13 protein-coding genes are annotated in these 16,626 nt (G+C 70.5%); 5 read left to right on the top strand and 8 right to left on the bottom strand.

Annotation, left to right across the window (positions count from 1 at the left end; translation table 11 throughout):
- Positions 1-149 precede the first annotated feature (149 nt).
- A complete protein-coding gene (locus tag ABZ664_RS38115; RefSeq protein ID WP_362521881.1) occupies positions 150-1,091 on the top strand; it encodes a hypothetical protein in 942 nt (313 codons plus the stop codon).
- A gap of 140 nt (positions 1,092-1,231) precedes the next feature.
- On the opposite strand, the gene ABZ664_RS38110 is transcribed toward ABZ664_RS38115, so the two are convergent.
- Positions 1,232-1,678, bottom strand: a complete 447-nt coding sequence (locus ABZ664_RS38110) for a sterol carrier family protein (RefSeq protein WP_362521879.1) — start codon at positions 1,676-1,678, stop codon at positions 1,232-1,234.
- Positions 1,679-1,910: 232 nt separating this feature from the next.
- Between ABZ664_RS38110 and ABZ664_RS38105 the strand changes: the two genes are divergently transcribed.
- Positions 1,911-4,016 carry a PhoX family phosphatase gene (locus tag ABZ664_RS38105; RefSeq protein ID WP_362521877.1) on the top strand — a complete coding sequence of 702 codons (2,106 nt, stop codon included), beginning with the start codon at positions 1,911-1,913 and terminating at the stop codon, positions 4,014-4,016.
- Between the two features lie 173 nt (positions 4,017-4,189).
- Here ABZ664_RS38105 and ABZ664_RS38100 read toward each other — a convergent pair whose 3' ends face one another.
- Genes ABZ664_RS38100 through ABZ664_RS38090 form a run of 3 tightly spaced genes read right to left on the bottom strand, consistent with a single transcriptional unit; the run spans position 4,190 to position 8,481 of the window.
- A complete protein-coding gene (locus ABZ664_RS38100; RefSeq protein ID WP_362521875.1) occupies positions 4,190-5,662 on the bottom strand; it encodes an MFS transporter in 1,473 nt (490 codons plus the stop codon).
- 44 nt (positions 5,663-5,706) lie between these two features.
- Entirely contained in the window at positions 5,707-6,375 is a 669-nt protein-coding gene (locus ABZ664_RS38095; protein WP_362521873.1) for a Crp/Fnr family transcriptional regulator, read from the bottom strand.
- Between the two features lie 57 nt (positions 6,376-6,432).
- Positions 6,433-8,481 (bottom strand): adenylate/guanylate cyclase domain-containing protein, encoded by a 2,049-nt coding sequence (locus ABZ664_RS38090; RefSeq protein WP_362521871.1) that lies wholly within the window; start codon positions 8,479-8,481, stop codon positions 6,433-6,435.
- Positions 8,482-8,724: 243 nt separating this feature from the next.
- Here ABZ664_RS38090 and ABZ664_RS38085 point away from each other — a divergent pair, with 243 nt between their 5' ends.
- On the top strand, positions 8,725-9,696 hold the full coding sequence (locus ABZ664_RS38085) for a hypothetical protein (RefSeq protein ID WP_362521869.1): 972 nt from the start codon (positions 8,725-8,727) through the stop codon (positions 9,694-9,696).
- A 395-nt stretch (positions 9,697-10,091) separates the two neighbouring features.
- On the opposite strand, the gene purL is transcribed toward ABZ664_RS38085, so the two are convergent.
- The 4 genes from purL to purS all read right to left on the bottom strand — a co-directional run bounded on the left by purL (position 10,092) and on the right by purS (position 14,144).
- Positions 10,092-12,347 carry a phosphoribosylformylglycinamidine synthase subunit PurL gene (gene purL, locus ABZ664_RS38080; protein WP_362521867.1) on the bottom strand — a complete coding sequence of 752 codons (2,256 nt, stop codon included), beginning with the start codon at positions 12,345-12,347 and terminating at the stop codon, positions 10,092-10,094.
- A complete protein-coding gene (gene purQ / locus ABZ664_RS38075; RefSeq protein WP_362521865.1) occupies positions 12,344-13,027 on the bottom strand; it encodes a phosphoribosylformylglycinamidine synthase subunit PurQ in 684 nt (227 codons plus the stop codon). Before purQ ends, purL begins: the two co-directional genes overlap by 4 nt.
- Before the next feature lie 261 nt (positions 13,028-13,288).
- The gene (locus ABZ664_RS38070) at positions 13,289-13,723 is read right to left on the bottom strand and encodes an ATP-binding protein (protein ID WP_362521863.1); all 435 of its coding nucleotides are present in this window, start codon (positions 13,721-13,723) and stop codon (positions 13,289-13,291) included.
- A 175-nt stretch (positions 13,724-13,898) separates the two neighbouring features.
- A complete protein-coding gene (gene purS / locus ABZ664_RS38065) occupies positions 13,899-14,144 on the bottom strand; it encodes a phosphoribosylformylglycinamidine synthase subunit PurS (protein WP_350950147.1) in 246 nt (81 codons plus the stop codon).
- 410 nt (positions 14,145-14,554) lie between these two features.
- Between purS and pdhA the strand changes: the two genes are divergently transcribed.
- Positions 14,555-15,646 carry a pyruvate dehydrogenase (acetyl-transferring) E1 component subunit alpha gene (gene pdhA, locus ABZ664_RS38060; RefSeq protein WP_362521861.1) on the top strand — a complete coding sequence of 364 codons (1,092 nt, stop codon included), beginning with the start codon at positions 14,555-14,557 and terminating at the stop codon, positions 15,644-15,646.
- Entirely contained in the window at positions 15,643-16,620 is a 978-nt protein-coding gene (locus tag ABZ664_RS38055; RefSeq protein ID WP_362521859.1) for an alpha-ketoacid dehydrogenase subunit beta, read from the top strand. The genes pdhA and ABZ664_RS38055 overlap by 4 nt, the downstream gene beginning before the upstream one ends.
- Positions 16,621-16,626 lie beyond the last annotated feature (6 nt).

Here is a 16,626-nt window from a genome sequence, read left to right as displayed (position 1 = left end):
GGGGGGGGCCGGCCCCCCCCGGGGGGGCGGGGGGGGGGGGGGGGGCGCGGGGGGCGGGGGGGGGGGGGGGGGGGGGGGCCCCCCCCCCCCCGACCCCCCCGACGCCGTCGGTTCCCGAGCCGTGGGAGGAGCCGGACCCAGAAACACCCGTGCCCGATCCCAACGAGCCGACCTGGCGGCCGTCCTCCATCCCCACGGAACCGCAGGTGCCGCCGCACCCGGACACGCCGACCGCGCCCGAGGTACCCCCGCCCGACCAGGGGGGTGGCAGGCACGTCACGCCGGGGTCTCCCGGGACCCCGGGAAGCCTCGGGGCGCAGGGATCGCCGATCGGCCCGTCGTCCGAGGGGGCACCCGAGAGGACACCCGAAGGAGCACGGGAGGGGACGTCCAAGGGAGCCGGGGAGCCCGAGGGGCAGCCCTACACGGTGCCCGGCACCACGCCGTCCGCCTACCCCGGCTGGGAGAGCGCCTCGGAGACCTCCGGCGAGTCCGGCAGGCCCGAGACGGATCACCCCGAGATCCCTGAGCCCCCCACCCCGCCCTCGCGCTACGAGCAACCGGGACCGGGACGCTACGAGCAACCGGGACCGGGATACGAGCAGCCGAGATACGGGGAGACGCAGCAGGCCGGGCAGCCCTACGGTGGTCCGGGAGTGCCGCCACCCGGGACCGACCCCTCCCAGCAGCCCTATGCCGGCACCCCGTACCCCGCACCGCCGGGCGCGCCCGCCTACCCGTACGCCACGCCCTATCCGGCGTATCAGGACGAGGGGCGCCGGTCCAGCGGGAAGCTGGGCACCGCCGCGCTCGTGCTCGGGATCGTCGCGATCCTCTCGCTCGTCGTCTGCGGCCTCGGCGTACTGGTGGCGGTCGTCGGCCTGATCATCGGCATCGTCGCGCTCACCAAGCGGTCGGCTCCAGGCCGCGCCTGGGTGGGGATCGTGCTGAGCCTGCTCACCCTGGTGATCGCGGCGGTGTTCCTGAGCTGGGTCTACAGCAAGGTCGGCGACTGCATGAACCTGCCTCCCGAGCTCCAGCGGCGCTGTGTCGAGGACAGGTTCGGCATCCAGGTTCCGCCCGCCCCGTAACGGCGGGCGGGGCTCACGGGCGTACGTGGGGGCACGTGACGGCGGGTGGGGATCAAGGGCGTGCGGTGAGGGCACGTGACGGCGTACCACGGCGTACCCGGGGGCCGAGCGTCGCCGGGGGTGCCCGGCGTATCCGGGGGTTATCGCAGAGGCAAATGGCCGGACAGGTCGGCGCGGGCGCCGCTCGCCGCGATCTTTCCCGCCGCCGTCGCCTCCGACCAGGTCAGGCCGCCGGTGGCGAGTTCCAGCCAGGTGCGCGCGTCGGTCTCCACCACGTTGGGCGGGGTGCCCCGGGTGTGACGGGGCCCCTCCACGCACTGCACCGCCGCGTAGGGCGGGACCCGCACCTCGACGGTCCTGCCGGGGGCCGCTGTCGCGAGCTCGTCCAGCAGGTGCCGTACGGCGAAGCGGGTGATGTCCCGCTCCGGGCGGACCTCCCGTGCGAAGGCTCGAAGCACCACGCTCACGCAGGCGCCGAGCAGCGCCGCGAGCCCACCCGGCCCGTCGTAGGGTGGTTCGTCGAGGGCGCTCAGCTGGGTGTCGAGAGCGGCGCGGACCTTGGCCGGGTCGGGTTTGTGAGGTGGCACGCCCTCCATGATGCCCGCCTGAGCGGCGCCCGCGGACGGCTCCGGGCCCACTCGCACCTTCCGGACGGTGTCGGAGCGGCCCGTACGGGCCCGCTCGTCCGGGGCGTGACGCTCGCCTGAACAGCTCATTCGGACAGACGGTTCATTATCCCGGCAAACGTCGTTCACCTCAGGTTCGGCCGGCGCACGTAGCCTCCGGGCCGGAAGACCTCGCCCCTTTTTGGAGGACCCCGTGGCGAACACGTCACCGCGCCGACTGCTCCCCCTGCTCACGAGCCCGCACAAGGGGGGCCGCAGCGCGCTCACCTGCCGGTTCCGCTGCGGTGACCAGTGCGCTCACGATGTGGTGAACACCAGCGACAACACCTACTTCGGCGACGTGGTCGCCGAGGCGATGACCCGCAGGGGCATGCTGCGCGCCGGCGCCCTGGGCGCGGTCGTCGCCGGAGTCGGGCTCGGTACGGCGGCCCCCGCCCTCGCCGACCCGGACACGGATGTGAACGCGAAGACCTCCGGCGGAGGTCACGGCCACGGTCCGGGCCACGGCCCTGGTCAGAAGGACGGCCTCCGCTTCACCGCCATCGCGCCGAACACCGACGACAAGGTGACGGTCCCCTCGGGCTACCTGTCGGCGGCCGTGGTGCGCTGGGGCGACCCGGTTCTGCCCGGCGCCCCCGCATTCGACTTCGAGAAGCAGACTGCCGCCGCGCAGGCCAAGCAGTTCGGCTACAACTGCGACTACGTCACCCTCTTCCCGATGGGGCAGCACCGGGGTCTGCTCTGGGTCAACCACGAGTACACCGACGAGAACCTCATGTTCCGCGGCTACACGGACGGCACCGCCGCGACGGAGGAGCAGATCAGGATCGCGCTGGCGGCGCACGGCGGCTCGGTGGTCGAGATCGAGCGGGTGGGCGGCTCCGGCCAGTGGAAGCTGGTCACCAAGGGCCCCCGCCGTTACAACCGCCGCATCACCGTGCAGACCCCCATGAGGTTCGCCGGCCCGGCGGCCGGAAGCGCCCTGCTGAGGACCACGGCCGACCCCCGGGGCACCACGCCGATCGGCATGCTGAACAACTGCGCGGGCGGCACCACGCCGTGGGGCACGGTGCTCAGCGGCGAGGAGAACTTCAACCAGTACTTCGTCAACGGCAACGGCGTGCCCGAGGCGCAGAAGCCGTACCTCGCCCGGTACGGGGTGAACACCACCACGGGCATCCCGAGCGGCAACCGCAGGTTCGACCGGGTCGAGGAGCGCTTCGACCTGGCCAGGCACCCGAACGAGATCAACCGCACCGGCTGGATCGTGGAGATCGACCCGTTCGACCCCGACTCCACCCCGATCAAGCGCACCGCCCTGGGCAGGATGGCCCACGAGGGCGCCACCACCTCCCTCGCCGCCGACGGCCGGGTGGTCGCCTACATGGGTGACGACTCCCGGTTCGAGTACGTCTACAAGTTCGTCTCCCGGCAGCGCTACATCCGGGGCTTCGACCGGCACAACCGGACCCTGCTGGACGACGGCACGCTGTACGTGGCGAAGTTCACCGGCGACAGCCCGGCCACCGAGATCGACGGCACCGGCAGGCTTCCCGCCGACGGACTGTTCGACGGCTCGGGCGAGTGGATCCCGCTCGTCACCGGCAAGGTCTCGCACGTTCCCGGGATGACGGCCGAGGAGGTGCTCGTCTACACGCGTACGGCGGCCGACAAGGTCGGCGCGACGAAGATGGACCGTCCTGAGGACGTGGAGCGCAACCCCGTCACCGGCGGCGTCTACGTGGCACTGACGAACAACACCAACCGGACCCCGGCCCAGGTGGACGAGGCGAACCCGCGCCCGGCCAACAAGCACGGCCACGTCCTGGAGATCGTCGAACGGCGCAACGACGCCGGGGCCACGACCTTCGCCTGGTCCCTGCCCCTGGTCTGCGGCGACCCGAACGACCCGGCGACCTACTTCGCGGGGTTCGACAAGACCAAGGTCTCGGCGATCTCCTGCCCCGACAACGTCGCCTTCGACGCGGACGGCAACCTCTGGATCTCCACCGACGGCAGCCAGCTCGGCGCCAACGACGGCCTGTTCGTCATGCCGGTCAGTGGTCCCGAGCGCGGCCACCTGAAGCAGTTCCTGAGCGTGCCGGTCGGCGCCGAGACCTGCGGTCCGCTGGTCAGCGAGGACCAGCGCAGCGTCTTCGTCGCCGTGCAGCACCCCGGTGAGACCAACGGCGCCACTCCGGAGGCCCCCAGCAGCCGCTGGCCCGACGGCGGCACCTCCCAGCCCCGCCCGTCCGTCGTGGTCGCCTGGCACGCGAAGGGCGGCAAGATCGGTTCCTGACCCGCGTCCCCCTCGATCGGCGAGACGACACGCGACGTCGACCGTGCACGGTCACCCCCGGCGCCCACGCGAGAGTCAGGGGGATCCGCCGGGGGACGGTGGGGTCGTCTCGCCGATCACGGGGCGGCGGGGAAGGTGAGTACGCGGTTCGCGAAGGCCGACCGGGGGCGGCGTCACGCTGGACGGTCGAGGAGACGGGGACGGGCGAGGGCGGCCGTGAGGGCGCCCGTGAGCGCGACGACGAACAGGACGGCGTAGGTCCTCTGGAAGCCGGTCATCAGATGCTCGACGGCGACGGGGGACAGGCGCGACAGCGTGCCCGCGTAGACCTGGCCGCGCAGTTCGGCACTGACCGAGCCGGACAGGATGCTGAGCGTGAGGGCGACGCTCAACACGATCCCGACGTTCATGATCATGAGTCGGAAGCCGTTCACCACGCCCAGGCTCCCCGCGGGCAGGGCGGACATGACCTGGGTCGTGTTGCCGGTTATGAAGGTGCCGCTGCCGCAGCCGCACAGGAACAGACCCGCCGCGATGATCCAGTACGGCGTGGCGGGGGCGGTGTTCAGCAGCAGGACGCCCAGCCCGGTCGCGCTCATCAGGGCGCCGCCCACCGAGAGCGCGTACGGCCTGATGCGGCGGCCGAGGGCGCCGGTGATCGGGGAGGCGAGGGCCATGCCGATCGGGACGGGAAGCACACCCAGGGCCGCGGTGACGGCGTCGAGACCCCTGGCGGCCTGGAAGTAGAGGGCGACCAGCAGGATCAGCGCGGAGCGCGCCAGCGCGTTGCAGAAGGAGGCGAGGTTGGCGAAGGCGAGCACGCGCTCGCCGAACAGCCCCACGTCGAGTACGGGATGCGAGGCCCGGCGCTCCACCACGACCAGCGCCGGCACCAGTACCGCCGCGATCGCCACGCCGACGATCACCACGGGGCTCGACAGGCCGCGCGATCCCGCCTCGGACAGCGCGATCAGGGCCGCGGAGAGAGCGGCGAACACGATCAGGTTGCCGAGCGCGTCCACCGGCCGGCGCGCCCCCCGCGGGACGTGGCGCAGCGTGAACGCGCCCCAGACGAGGGCGATCAGCCCTGCGGGCACGTTCATCCAGAAGACCCACTGCCAGCCCGCGGTGTCGGCGATGAGGCCGCCCAGGGTGGGACCGGCGAGCTGGGCGACCGAGAGGGTGCCGATGTAGACGCCCATGCCCTGGCTGAGCCTGTCGGGAGGGAAGGCGTCGGTGATGATCACGGTGCCGTTGGCGAGGATCATCGCGGCACCGATCGCCTGCACCGCGCGCATCGCGATCAGGAACCAGATGCCCGGCGACAGTCCGGCGAGCAGTGACCCCACGGTGAACAGGACGAACCCCGCGAGGTAGATCTCCCGGCGCCCGAGCAGGTCGGCCACCCTGCCGAAGAACACCAGCGTCGCGGTGTTGACGAGCAGAAAGGCGAGCAGGACCCAGCCCGCGGAGAACGCGTCGGCGTGGAAGTGCCTGACCACGGTGGGAAGCGCCACGTTCAGGGTGCTGCCCGAGATGCCGATCAAGACCAGGCCGAGGCTGGTGACCGAGCAGACCCGCCATGCGTAACGGAGCTTAGATGCGTATTCGGGGGATCCGGGTAGGTCTTGGGGGATTGCGACCATACCTCCAAGTCTGCCGGACGTCGTACGTCGCCCCGTCGGGGCCCTCAGCGGGCTCGTTTGCGCAGGCCCTCCATGTCGTGGATGATCACGCGGCGCCGGCCCGTCTCGATCAGCCCGCGATCACGCAGGGAGCGCAGCGCCTTGCTGACCGCCTCGCGGGAGGCCCCGGTCCAGCCGGCGAGCTCGTCCTGAGAGAGGGGCAGCGCCACCCGCACCCCGCCGTTGTCCGGCTCGCCGTACCGCTCGGCCAGCTCCACCAGCCGGGTGGCCACGCGGCCGGTGGTGTCGAACGCGCCGTACTCGATGCGCTTGCGGTCGGAGTCGCGCATCTTGCCGATCACCATCCGCATCAGCAGTACGGCGACCCTCCCGTGGGCACGCAGGTACGAGGAGAAGTCGCGGATCGTGATCCCTTCCACGGGTTCGAGGGCGGTGACCGTGGCGGACCTGGGCAGCCCGTCGATCGCCGCGAACTCGCCGAGCAGCGCACCGGGTCCCCGTACCGCGAGGACCACCTCACTGCCGACCGCGGTGTGCGAGGAGACCTTGACGCGACCGGAGGTGAGGACGAGCACCCAGTCGCTCTCGTCGCCCTCGGTGCACACCGTGTCACCCCTGTCCCAGCGCCGGGGCCTCCCGGCGGCGTACAGAGCCTTCACCTCGTCTTCCGTGAGCAACGTGATGAATTCGCCCGGTTCGGGGGAAGAAATCATGACCACCTCCTGGCGACTTCGATTGTGTTCGCACCGCTCTCGCGGCGAAAGGTACTTTTACCTGAGATCGGCCAGTACGTAGGCATGGACGGGTTGCGCCCTGCCCTTGAGGCTGAGCGGGCCCAGCGGTCGGGTCTCGGCCCGGGGGCCGACCAGGTCGAGGGTGCTCTGGCCGATCACGACGCTGCCCGGCTCGGCGATCCCCTCAAGCCGGGCGGCCACGTTGACGCAGTCGCCCATCGCGTTGAAACCACGCAACTCGGGGCTGCCGATGTTTCCGACGAGCGCCTCACCGGTGTTGATCCCAATTCTGAAGCGAGGATATCCGGGCATTCCCTCCGCGATCTCCTCAGCGGCCCGCTGCATCGCGAGGCCCGCCCGCACCGCGGCGAGGGCATGGTCCTCCTGCCGGGCCGGGGCGTTGAACAGCGCGAGCAGCGCGTCACCCACGAACTGCACGATCGTGCCGCCGTTGCCGAGCACGATGGGCACGGCCGCGGTGTGGTAGCGGTTCAGCATCTCGACGATCTCGCCGGGCGCCACCCGCTCGGAGAAGCTCGTGAAGCCCTTCAGATCGGCGAAGAGCGCGGTTAGCTCCACCAGCTCACCACCGAGCGCCGCGGTCTGGGGGTCGGCGAGCAGCGACTGGGCCACGTCCGGTGACATGTACTGCCGGAAGAGGGTCTCCAGCTCGCTGTAGAGCCGGGCGTTCTCCAGGGAGATGGACATCTGGCCGGCGAGCGTGGCGGCGAGCGCCTCGTCCTGCGGGGTCCTGCCGATCGGCACCTCGATCGCCCCGGCGAGCCTGCCCTTCACCATCAGCGGGTGGATGACCTTCCCCTCCAGCCGGATCGGCCGGTCCTCGGGGAAGTCCCGCCGGCCGTACTCCGTGGAGTTCACGGTGACCCGGCCGTTGTCGACCAGCTTGATCCGTACGTCCCCGTACGCCTGCCGGACGCGGTCGAGGCCCTGGGCGAGCATCTCCTTCTCCGGCAGGCCCACGCGGGCCTGCCTGCCGATGTCGACCAGCGCCGCGAGCCGGTCGCTCAGCTCCCGCTCGTTGGCGAGCGCCTCACCCGCCCGGTCGAGCACCGCCGCCTGCGACTCGGTGAGCCCGAACTTGCCCGCCAGCCTGTCCGCGATCGGGACCCTGCTCTCCTCCCTGCGCCGCAGGTGGCCGACGAGCTCCTCCAGGGCGGCCTCGTAGTCGGCTCTGATCCTGCGGACCGTCGCCGACAGCGCCACCGAGTCGAACAGCCCCGCGCTGGTGCCCTCACGCCGGAACTGCAGGTAGGCGCTGTAGGCGACGAAGACGAACGCGGTGGTCAGCAGCGCGTGCCACAGCCACCACGACAGGTGCCAGTTGCGGTGGGACAACCCCGCGACCAGCGCCTCGGCGAGGAGCGCGTACGCGGTGACCAGGCTGATCAGCACGACCGCCGGGCGTCTGCGGTGCAGCTGGAACATCATCGCCGACGCAGCCGCGAACAGGGCCACCCCGACCCACTCCAGCCCGCCCAGGCCCGTCCCCATGGGAGGCGAGCCGCTGAGCGGGGTGAGGTCCGGTACCAGACAGGCCACCCCCCACCCGATGATCAGGGCGGCGAGTCCTCCGCGCAGCCACATCTGGTTTCTCAGCACGGCCTCGGCCGCCCGCTCGCCCAGGGGGAGCGCCGACGCGAACGCGAACACCGAGGCGACGAGAAGACCGACCGGATGGGAGAGGTCGAAGCCGTAGCTCGTGCCCTCCAGGATGATCCCCGGCGTGGTCAGCCCGTGCACCAGGAACGATCCCGCGCCGCTCAGGAAGACCAGGGAGACCAGCAGCAGGCGGGCGTCCGAGCGCCGGGCCGACGCCTCGCCGACCATGAGCCCCAGGACCAGGTTGATCCCGGCGATGGTGATGATCAGCCAGAAATGACTGGGATTGTCGTGCAACACGATGTTCAGGTCGGGCTCGGCGAGCAGCAGCCAGAGCCCGAGCATCGGCAGCGCCAGATGCAGCGCCCACACCACGGTGCGGATCGGCTGGGTCGCCGGTGGAAGGTACGGTTCCCGCCGGGCGTGGTCTTCCGAGACCGCGTCTGTCGGGTTGATGGTCGGCACGGTGGCCTCCGCGTCTGGAGAACCCTGTCGGTTCCCTGTCTTTGTTCGTCCGCGCCCAGCGGGCGGGTTCCCCCGAACGGCCCGATTATCCCGTACGCGGCAGGTGTCGGCAGGCGAGTCGAACGGCAGGGTTTCGAGGCCTAAGCGTGATGTTTGGCGTGCCAACCCTTGGAACGCTTGAAACGTGTACTACGTGTACCTCTTCAATCACACCAGGCTCTGGTGTCGCAGAAAGGAAGCCCAGTGGCTATCAGGTTGCCGGGCGGACGCTCGCTCGCCGCCGTCACCGTTGGCGTGCTCGTCGGAACGCTGTTCACCGCGGGCGGCAGTGCCGTCGCCTCGTCGGCGGGCGCGGAGATTCACGCGTGCGTTCACAAGCAGACGCGCTACACCCGGATCGTCAACGCGACGGCCAAGTGCAGGACGACCGAGATCCGGATCAGGTGGGGGCAGCAGGGCGAGGCCCAGCAGCAGGGCATCGCCAGCGCCGGCCCGCAGGGCGAGCGCGGTCCGCAGGGCCTCAAGGGCGACGCCGGACCGCAGGGCCCGCAGGGTCCGCAGGGGCTGCGCGGGCTTCCCGGCAAGAACGGCGCCACCGGCCCGCAGGGTGTCAAGGGCGAGGCCGGCCCGCAGGGTCCCAAGGGGGCCGACGGGGAGAAGGGCAACACCGGCCCACAGGGTCCGCAGGGTGAAGAGGGCAAGCCGGGCGCTCAGGGACCCGCCGGTCCCAAGGGTGACAAGGGTGACAAGGGCCTTCAGGGTCCCGCCGGTCCCAAGGGCGACAAGGGCCACCAGGGTCCCGCCGGTCCCAAGGGTGACAGGGGCTTCCAGGGTCCCAAGGGTGACGACGGCAAGCAGGGGCCTGCCGGTCCTGCCGGTCCCAAGGGTGACAAGGGTCTCCAGGGTGAGGACGGCAAGACCGGTCCGGCCGGACCCGCGGGACCTGCGGGTCCTGCCGGTCCCGCAGGTAAGGACGGCAAGGGCGCTGTCCCGACCATCACCACCGTCACCGACTCCTTCTCATTCGGCGGTCAGGGCGGAAGCAAGAGCGTGAGCTGCGGTGCGGGCAAGGTCGTCACGGGTGGCGGCTTCAGCAGCAGCGGTGGTAGCGCTTCAGGTCAGATCTACACGAGCGCGCCCAGCGGCAGCGGCTGGACCGTGGCCGGCAAGAACACCAGCGGCACCGCCTACGCGCTCTGCATGAGCGCCTCCTGATCTACGGCGGCACTCCACCGGCACGTGAGAGATCCCGGACGGTTGTCAGGGCGCTCACGTGCCGTGGAACGCGGACGGCCGCGCGATCCACCGTGTGATGCCACCGGTGGCGGTCACAGGAAGGGAATCCTCGTGCCCGGGCGCCGTCCTCGTGATCCGTCCGGTCGCCCGACCCGGTTCACGGGAACGCGACCCACGTGATCCGTCCGGCCCGTTTTCGCGGGAACGCGAAGGGCGGGCGGCGCGGTGGGGACTCACCGTCCTCACCACGCCGTCTCCCCGCGCCGACCGTGTGATCCATATAGATCGGCCGGGCCCCTCACCGTCACACGACGGTGAAGGGCCCGGCCTCCCAAAGAAAAGACCTCCGAGATCCCTGGGATCTCGTACGAGGATCAGCCGAAGATGCCCGGCAGGGTGGACGTGTGGGTCTCCCTGAGCTCGGCGACCGGGATCTCCAGGACGCCCTCCACCTTCAGCGAGTCGCCACCGGTGGTGCCCAGGCCGTAGCAGGGGACGTCGCGGGCCGCGCACAGCTGCGCGAAGGCGTCGAACGACTCCGGCGCGACGGTCACCAGCGCGCGGGCCGACGACTCGCTGAACAGGTCGACGAACGCGTCGTCGCCCGTCAAGGAGACCTCGCAGCCCACGCCCTGGGCGATGCAGGCCTCGGCGAGGGCGATGGCCAGCCCGCCGTCCGACAGGTCGTGAGAACCGGTGAGCAACCCCTGTGCGGCGGCCTCCGTCAGGACGAGGGCGAGGTCGCGCTCCGACTCCAGCCGCGCCACCGGCGGCAGGCCACCGAGGTGGCCGTGGGCCACGTGCGCCCACTCCGAGCCGCCGAACTCCTCCTCGGTCTCGCCGAGCAGGACGATCCTGTCGCCGCCGCCGGTGAAGCCGGTGCGCACCCGCGAGGCCACGTCGTCGATGACGCCCAGCACGCCGACGACCGGCGTCGGGTGGATCGGGACGGATCCCGTCTGGTTGTAGAACGAGACGTTGCCGCCGGTCACCGGGACGCCGAGGGTCTTGCAGGCGTCGGCGAGACCGCGCACGGCCTCGGAGAACTGCCACATGACCTCGGGGTCCTCGGGGGAGCCGAAGTTGAGGCAGTTCGTCACCGCGAGCGGCGTCGCGCCGGTCACGGCCACGTTCCGGTACGCCTCGGAGAGGGCGAGCTGTGCCCCTGCGTACGGGTCGAGGCGGGTGTAGCGGCCGTTGCCGTCGGTGGCGAGCGCGATGCCCCTGGTCGTCTCCTCGGCGCCGGGCATCGCCTCGCTGATGCGCAGCACGCCCGCGTCGGCGGGCTGGGCCAGCACGGTGTTGCCGCGGACGTACCGGTCGTACTGGGAGGTGACCCACTCCTTGGACGCGAGGTTCGGCGAGCCGAGGAGTTCGAGCAGCGTCGCGCGCAGGTCGGCGGGGCGGGCGAGACGGCCGGGGGCGTCGCCGTTCAGCGCGACCTGGCCGGCGGGCTCGTGGAACGGCCGCTCGTAGACCGGGCCCTCGTCGGCCGCGGTGCCCGGCGGGATGTCGACGATGGTCTCGCCGTGCCAGGTCATCACGAGGCGACTGGAGTCGGTGACCTCGCCGATCACGGTCGCGGGGATGTCCCACTTCGCGCAGATCGCCATGAAGGCATCGATGTCGTCGGGGGTGACGACCGCCATCATGCGCTCCTGCGACTCGCTCATCAGGATCTCCTCGGGCCGCAGCGAGGGATCGCGCAGCGGTACGAGGTCGAGCCTGACGTCCATGCCGCCGGTGCCCTTGGCCGCGAGTTCGGTGGTCGCGCAGGAGACGCCTGCGGCGCCGAGGTCCTGGATGCCGACGACCACGTCCGCCTGGTACAGCTCCAGGCAGCACTCGATCAGCAGCTTCTCCATGAAGGGGTCGCCGACCTGGACGCTGGGGCGCTTGGCCTGCGACTCGTCCTCGAACGTGGCAGAGGCGAGCACGGACGCGCCGCCGATGCCGTCGGGGCCGGTGAGGGCGCCGAACAGGACGACCTTGTTGCCGGGACCCGGTGCCACCGCGAGCTTGATCTGGTCCTTGCGCAGCAGGCCGACGCACAGGGCGTTGACCAGCGGGTTGCCGATGTAGCAGGGGTCGAAGACGACCTCGCCGCCGATGTTGGGCAGGCCCAGGCAGTTGCCGTAGTGGCTGATGCCCTCGACCACGCCGGGCAGCACCCGGCGGGTGTCGTGGGCGTCGGCCGCGCCGAAGCGGAGCGCGTCCATCACCGCGATCGGCCGGGCGCCCATCGACATGATGTCGCGGACGATGCCGCCGACGCCGGTCGCCGCGCCCTGGTGAGGCTCGACGTAGGACGGGTGGTTGTGCGACTCGATCTTGAAGGTGGCGGCCCAGCCGTCGCCGATGTCCACGACCCCGGCGTTCTCCCCCATCCCGACGAGCAGCGCCTCCGACTTGGGGGCCTTGGTGCCGAACTGGCGCAGGTGCACCTTGGACGACTTGTAGGAGCAGTGCTCGCTCCACATGACGCTGTAGATGGCGAGCTCGGAGCCGGTGGGCCGGCGGCCGAGGATCTGGCGGACCCGCTCGTACTCGTCGAGCTTCATGCCCAGCTCGGCGTACGGCTGGCGCTCGTCCGGGGTGTCCTCGGCCCGCTTGACGGTGTCGAGACTCATGCGTTCACCAGATTCTTCAGGATCGAGGAGAAGAAGCCGCGGCCGTCGGTGCTCGGGGCGCCGGTGAGATCCTCGACGGCGTGCTCGGGGTGCGGCATGAGACCGACGATGTTTCCGGCCTCGTTGCGGATGCCCGCGATGTCGTTCAGGGAGCCGTTGGGGTTGCCGCCCGCGTACCTGAAGACGACCTGCCCGCCCGCTTCCAAAGCGCTCAGGGTCGCCTCGTCGGCGACGTAGCGGCCCTCGCCGTGCTTGATCGGCAGCACGATCTCCTGACCCTCGGTGAAGTCGGAGGTCCAGGGGGTGGCGGTGTTCTCGACCCGGATGCCCTGGTCGCGGCAGACGTAGTGCAGCCCGGCGTTGCGCATCAGCGCCCCGGGCAGCAGGTGGGCCTCGCAGAGGATCTGGAAGCCGTTGCAGGTGCCGAGCACCGGCAGCCCGGCCCTGGCGGCGGGGATCAGCTCCTCCATCAGCGGCGCGAACCTGGAGATGGCCCCGCAGCGCAGGTAGTCTCCGTAGGAGAATCCGCCGGGCAGGAAGACCGCGTCGACTCCCTTGAGGTCGGGGTCGGCGTGCCACAGCGGGACGGCCTCACCGCCCGCGTGGCGCACGGCGCGAGCCGCGTCCTGATCGTCGAGAGTTCCGGGAAAAGTGACCACGCCCACGCGGGCAGCACTCATCGTGTTCCTTTCAGCGCGGAGACCCTGCCTTCGGCTTCAGCCGTGGGGAAGAAGACAAGACAGCGTTCCCCTCCACAAACGAGCACCGCGCCGGCGTCTCACACACTCGGACGTCGGTCCGCGGCGGTGCTTCCAGGTTATCCGCTCCCGGTGGGCGCTCAGGCGCGGAGTGTCCGATCGCACAGCTCAGCGGGCGGCCGCCGGGTTCGTACGGCCTCGTACGATCTTGTATGGCCTCGGGTGCGCGGCCGGGCGGGCCTTTCAGACGGCGGCGAGCACCCGGTCGCGGAGGTAGGCGGCGTCGTGGTCCCAGTCGAGGTGCTTGCACAGGTGCACGACGGTTCCGCGGCCGGGAGTGATGTCGAAGGAGATCTCGTCGACCACGGCCTGCATGATCAGCAGGCCCCTGCCGTTCTCGGCGTCGGTCGGCGGGTAGTGCTCGGGCACCCGGACGAGGCCCTGGCCCCGGTCGATGATGCGGACGTCGCAGCGACCGTGGCCGATGGTGGTCTCGACCTCGTAACGAGTGGCCGGACCCCCGTGTCTCACGGCGTTGGCGCACGCCTCGGTCACCGCCAGCAGGATGTCGGCGACGCAGTCTTCCGTGACGCCGAGTGAGCGCAGGGAGTCACCGAGCGCCCTGCGGACCATCGGGATACCGACGGCCTGTCGTGGCAGAGCCAGCGAGAACTCCATGTCCACCGGTTTCCTCCCGGGGTAAGACGTCACCTCGTGAAGGCTTCCCTGCAGAATCCGGGCTAACCGCAAAATAACCGTAATGTTATTGACTGGTGGTCAAGCCGTGGGATTGCTCCGCCCATAAAGCCGGATATAGCCGGATTTGTGCAGTCGATCTGCGTGGAGTGACGGCCTAGGACTCGACGGTGACGGTGTAGTCCTCGATCACCGTGTTGGCGAGGAGGGTCTCGGCCATTTTTCGGACGTCCGCAATTGCCGCCTCGTCGGCGGGCCCTTCGAGCTCCACCTCGAACCGCTTGCCCTGCCGTACCGCTGAGACACCTGCGAAGCCGAGCCGCGGCAGTGCACGGGCGATCGCCTGCCCCTGCGCGTCGAGAATCTCGGGCTTCAGCATGACGTCGACGATGACGCGCGCCACGGTATTCCTCCTGGTTGAGACGGGGACGGTCCGGCGCCTCAAGAGTAACGGGCTCCGGCCGCGCTCCGGTGCAGGGGCCGGACCTACAGATCCCGCGCGAAAGGTCACGGATGGTGAGCGGTCGCGGATCTCTCGGGTGAAGGGACCCGGCGGCGGGTGACGCCCCTGGATCCCCGACGTGGCAGGCGATACGCCGGATCTCGCGCGGAGGTACGGGCGGGTGAAAAGGAACGCGCGGGGAACGGGGATCATATGGACGTCGAGGCAGGTCTTGCGCACAGGTATGTGACCTCTGCCACGATGGCCACAAGCGCGGACGAACCACCACCAGAAGGGTCGAACGCGTCGCGAATCGGCCGGACGACGGTGGAGAACCCATCCAGACGGCCCCGAGCACACAGGAGTGGCACGTGACAGCCGACGCCTCTCGTGGTGCGGAAGCACCTCCGGAGCTCATCCAGCTGCTGACCCCCGAGGGAGAACGGGTCGAGCATCCCGACTACGACATAGATCTGACACCCGAGGAGATCCGCGGGCTCTACCGGGACCTGGTCATGGTCCGCCGCGTCGACCTGGAGGCCGTCGCACTGCAACGCCAGGGCGAGCTGGGGCTCTGGGCCTCGTTGCTCGGGCAGGAGGCCGCGCAGATCGGCTCCGGCCGAGCGCTGACCGAGGCCGACATGGCCTTCCCGACCTACCGCGAGCACGGGGTGGCCTGGTGCAGGGGGGTCGACCCGGTCAACCTGCTCGGCCTGTTCCGCGGCGTCAACCACGGAGGCTGGGACCCCGCAGAGCACAACTTCCACCTCTACACGATCGTGATCGGCAGCCAGACCCTGCACGCGGTCGGCTACGCGATGGGCATCCAGCGCGACGGCGCCGAGGCCGCGAGCATCGTCTACTTCGGCGACGGCGCCACCTCCCAGGGGGACGTGAACGAGTCGTTCATCTGGGCGTCGGTGTTCAACGCGCCGGTGGTGTTCTTCTGTCAGAACAACCAGTGGGCGATCTCGGAACCGCTGGAGAAGCAGTCGCGCATCCCCCTGTACCGCAGGGCGAGCGGGTTCGGGTTCCCCGGCGTCCGTGTCGACGGCAACGACGTCCTCGCCTGCCTCGCCGTCACCCGCAAGGCGCTCGCCGACGCCAGGTCCGGGCAGGGGCCGATGCTGATCGAGGCCTTCACCTACCGGATGGGTGCCCACACCACCTCCGACGACCCGACCCGCTACCGGGTGGCCGCCGAGCTGGAGGCGTGGAAGCTCAAGGACCCGATCGAGCGGGTCAGGGCCTACATGTTCAAGAACCAGTTCGCCGACCAGGAGTTCTTCGACGCGGTCGACGCCGAGGCCGACGAGCTGGGACGCGACGTCCGCAAACGCTGTCTCGAACTACCCGACCCCGAGCCGTCGGCCATCTTCGACCACGTCTACGCCGAGCGGCACTCCCTGATCGACGCCGAGCGTGCCGAGTTCGCCACCTACCTGGAGGGGTTCGAGGCATGAGCATTCTCACGATGGCCAAGGCGCTCAACGAGGGGATGCGCAAGGCCATGGAGGACGACCCCAAGGTCCTCGTGATGGGGGAGGACGTGGGCAAGCTCGGCGGGGTGTTCCGGGTGACGGACGGCCTGCAGAAGGACTTCGGCGAGCAGCGGGTCATCGACACCCCCCTGGCCGAGTCGGGCATCGTCGGGACGGCCATCGGCCTGGCGCTGCGCGGCTACCGCCCGGTCTGCGAGATCCAGTTCGACGGGTTCGTCTTCCCCGCGGCCGACCAGATCATCACGCAGCTCGCCAAGATGCCGCTGCGCTCGCTGGGCAAGCTGAGGCTGCCGGTCGTCGTACGGATTCCGTGCGGCGGGGGCATCGGCGCGGTGGAGCACCACAGCGAGTCGCCCGAGGCCTACTTCACCCACACCGCGGGCCTGCGCGTCGTGGCCTGCTCCAACCCGGCCGACGCCTACACCATGATCCAGCAGGCGATCCGCTGTGACGACCCGGTGATCTTCTTCGAGCCCAAGCGGCGCTACTGGGAGAAGGCCGAGGTGGACGTCGAACCCTCCGGCTGGCCGCCCTTCGACGAGGCCAGGGTGGCGCGGCCGGGGACGGACCTCACCCTGCTCGCGTACGGGCCGATGGTGAAGACCTGCCTTGAGGCCGCGAAGGCGGCCGAGGAGGACGGCCGCTCCCTGGAGGTCGTCGACCTGCGCTCGCTCAACCCGCTCGACATCGCGAAGGTCACGGAGTCGGTGCGCGCGACCGGGCGCTGCGTCGTGGTGCACGAGGCGCCCGTCTTCAACGGCTTCGGCGCCGAGGTCGCCGCCCGCGTCACCGAGGAGTGTTTCTACCACCTGGAGGCCCCGGTCCTGAGGGTCGGAGGACCCTCCACCCCCTACCCGCCCTCGCGGCTTGAGGACCACTACCTGCCCGACCTGGACCGGGTCCTGCACGCCGTCGACCGCGCGTTCGCGTTCTGAGGAGGG

Origin of the sequence: Streptosporangium sp. NPDC006930, from assembly GCF_040635605.1 — a bacterium.
Lineage (GTDB): Bacteria > Actinomycetota > Actinomycetes > Streptosporangiales > Streptosporangiaceae > Streptosporangium.
This window is presented reverse-complemented; position numbering and strand designations above follow the sequence as displayed.

Bases quoted from the DNA above. Each gene is read 5' to 3' on its own strand.
- ABZ664_RS38100 (WP_362521875.1), bottom strand. From the start codon at position 5,662: ATGGTCGCAATCCCCCAAGACCTACCCGGATCCCCCGAATACGCATCT.
- ABZ664_RS38095 (WP_362521873.1), bottom strand. From the start codon at position 6,375: ATGATTTCTTCCCCCGAACCGGGCGAATTCATCACGTTGCTCACGGAA.
- purL (WP_362521867.1), bottom strand. From the start codon at position 12,347: ATGAGTCTCGACACCGTCAAGCGGGCCGAGGACACCCCGGACGAGCGC.
- purQ (WP_362521865.1), bottom strand. From the start codon at position 13,027: ATGAGTGCTGCCCGCGTGGGCGTGGTCACTTTTCCCGGAACTCTCGAC.
- ABZ664_RS38070 (WP_362521863.1), bottom strand. From the start codon at position 13,723: ATGGAGTTCTCGCTGGCTCTGCCACGACAGGCCGTCGGTATCCCGATG.
- ABZ664_RS38055 (WP_362521859.1), top strand. From the start codon at position 15,643: ATGAGCATTCTCACGATGGCCAAGGCGCTCAACGAGGGGATGCGCAAG.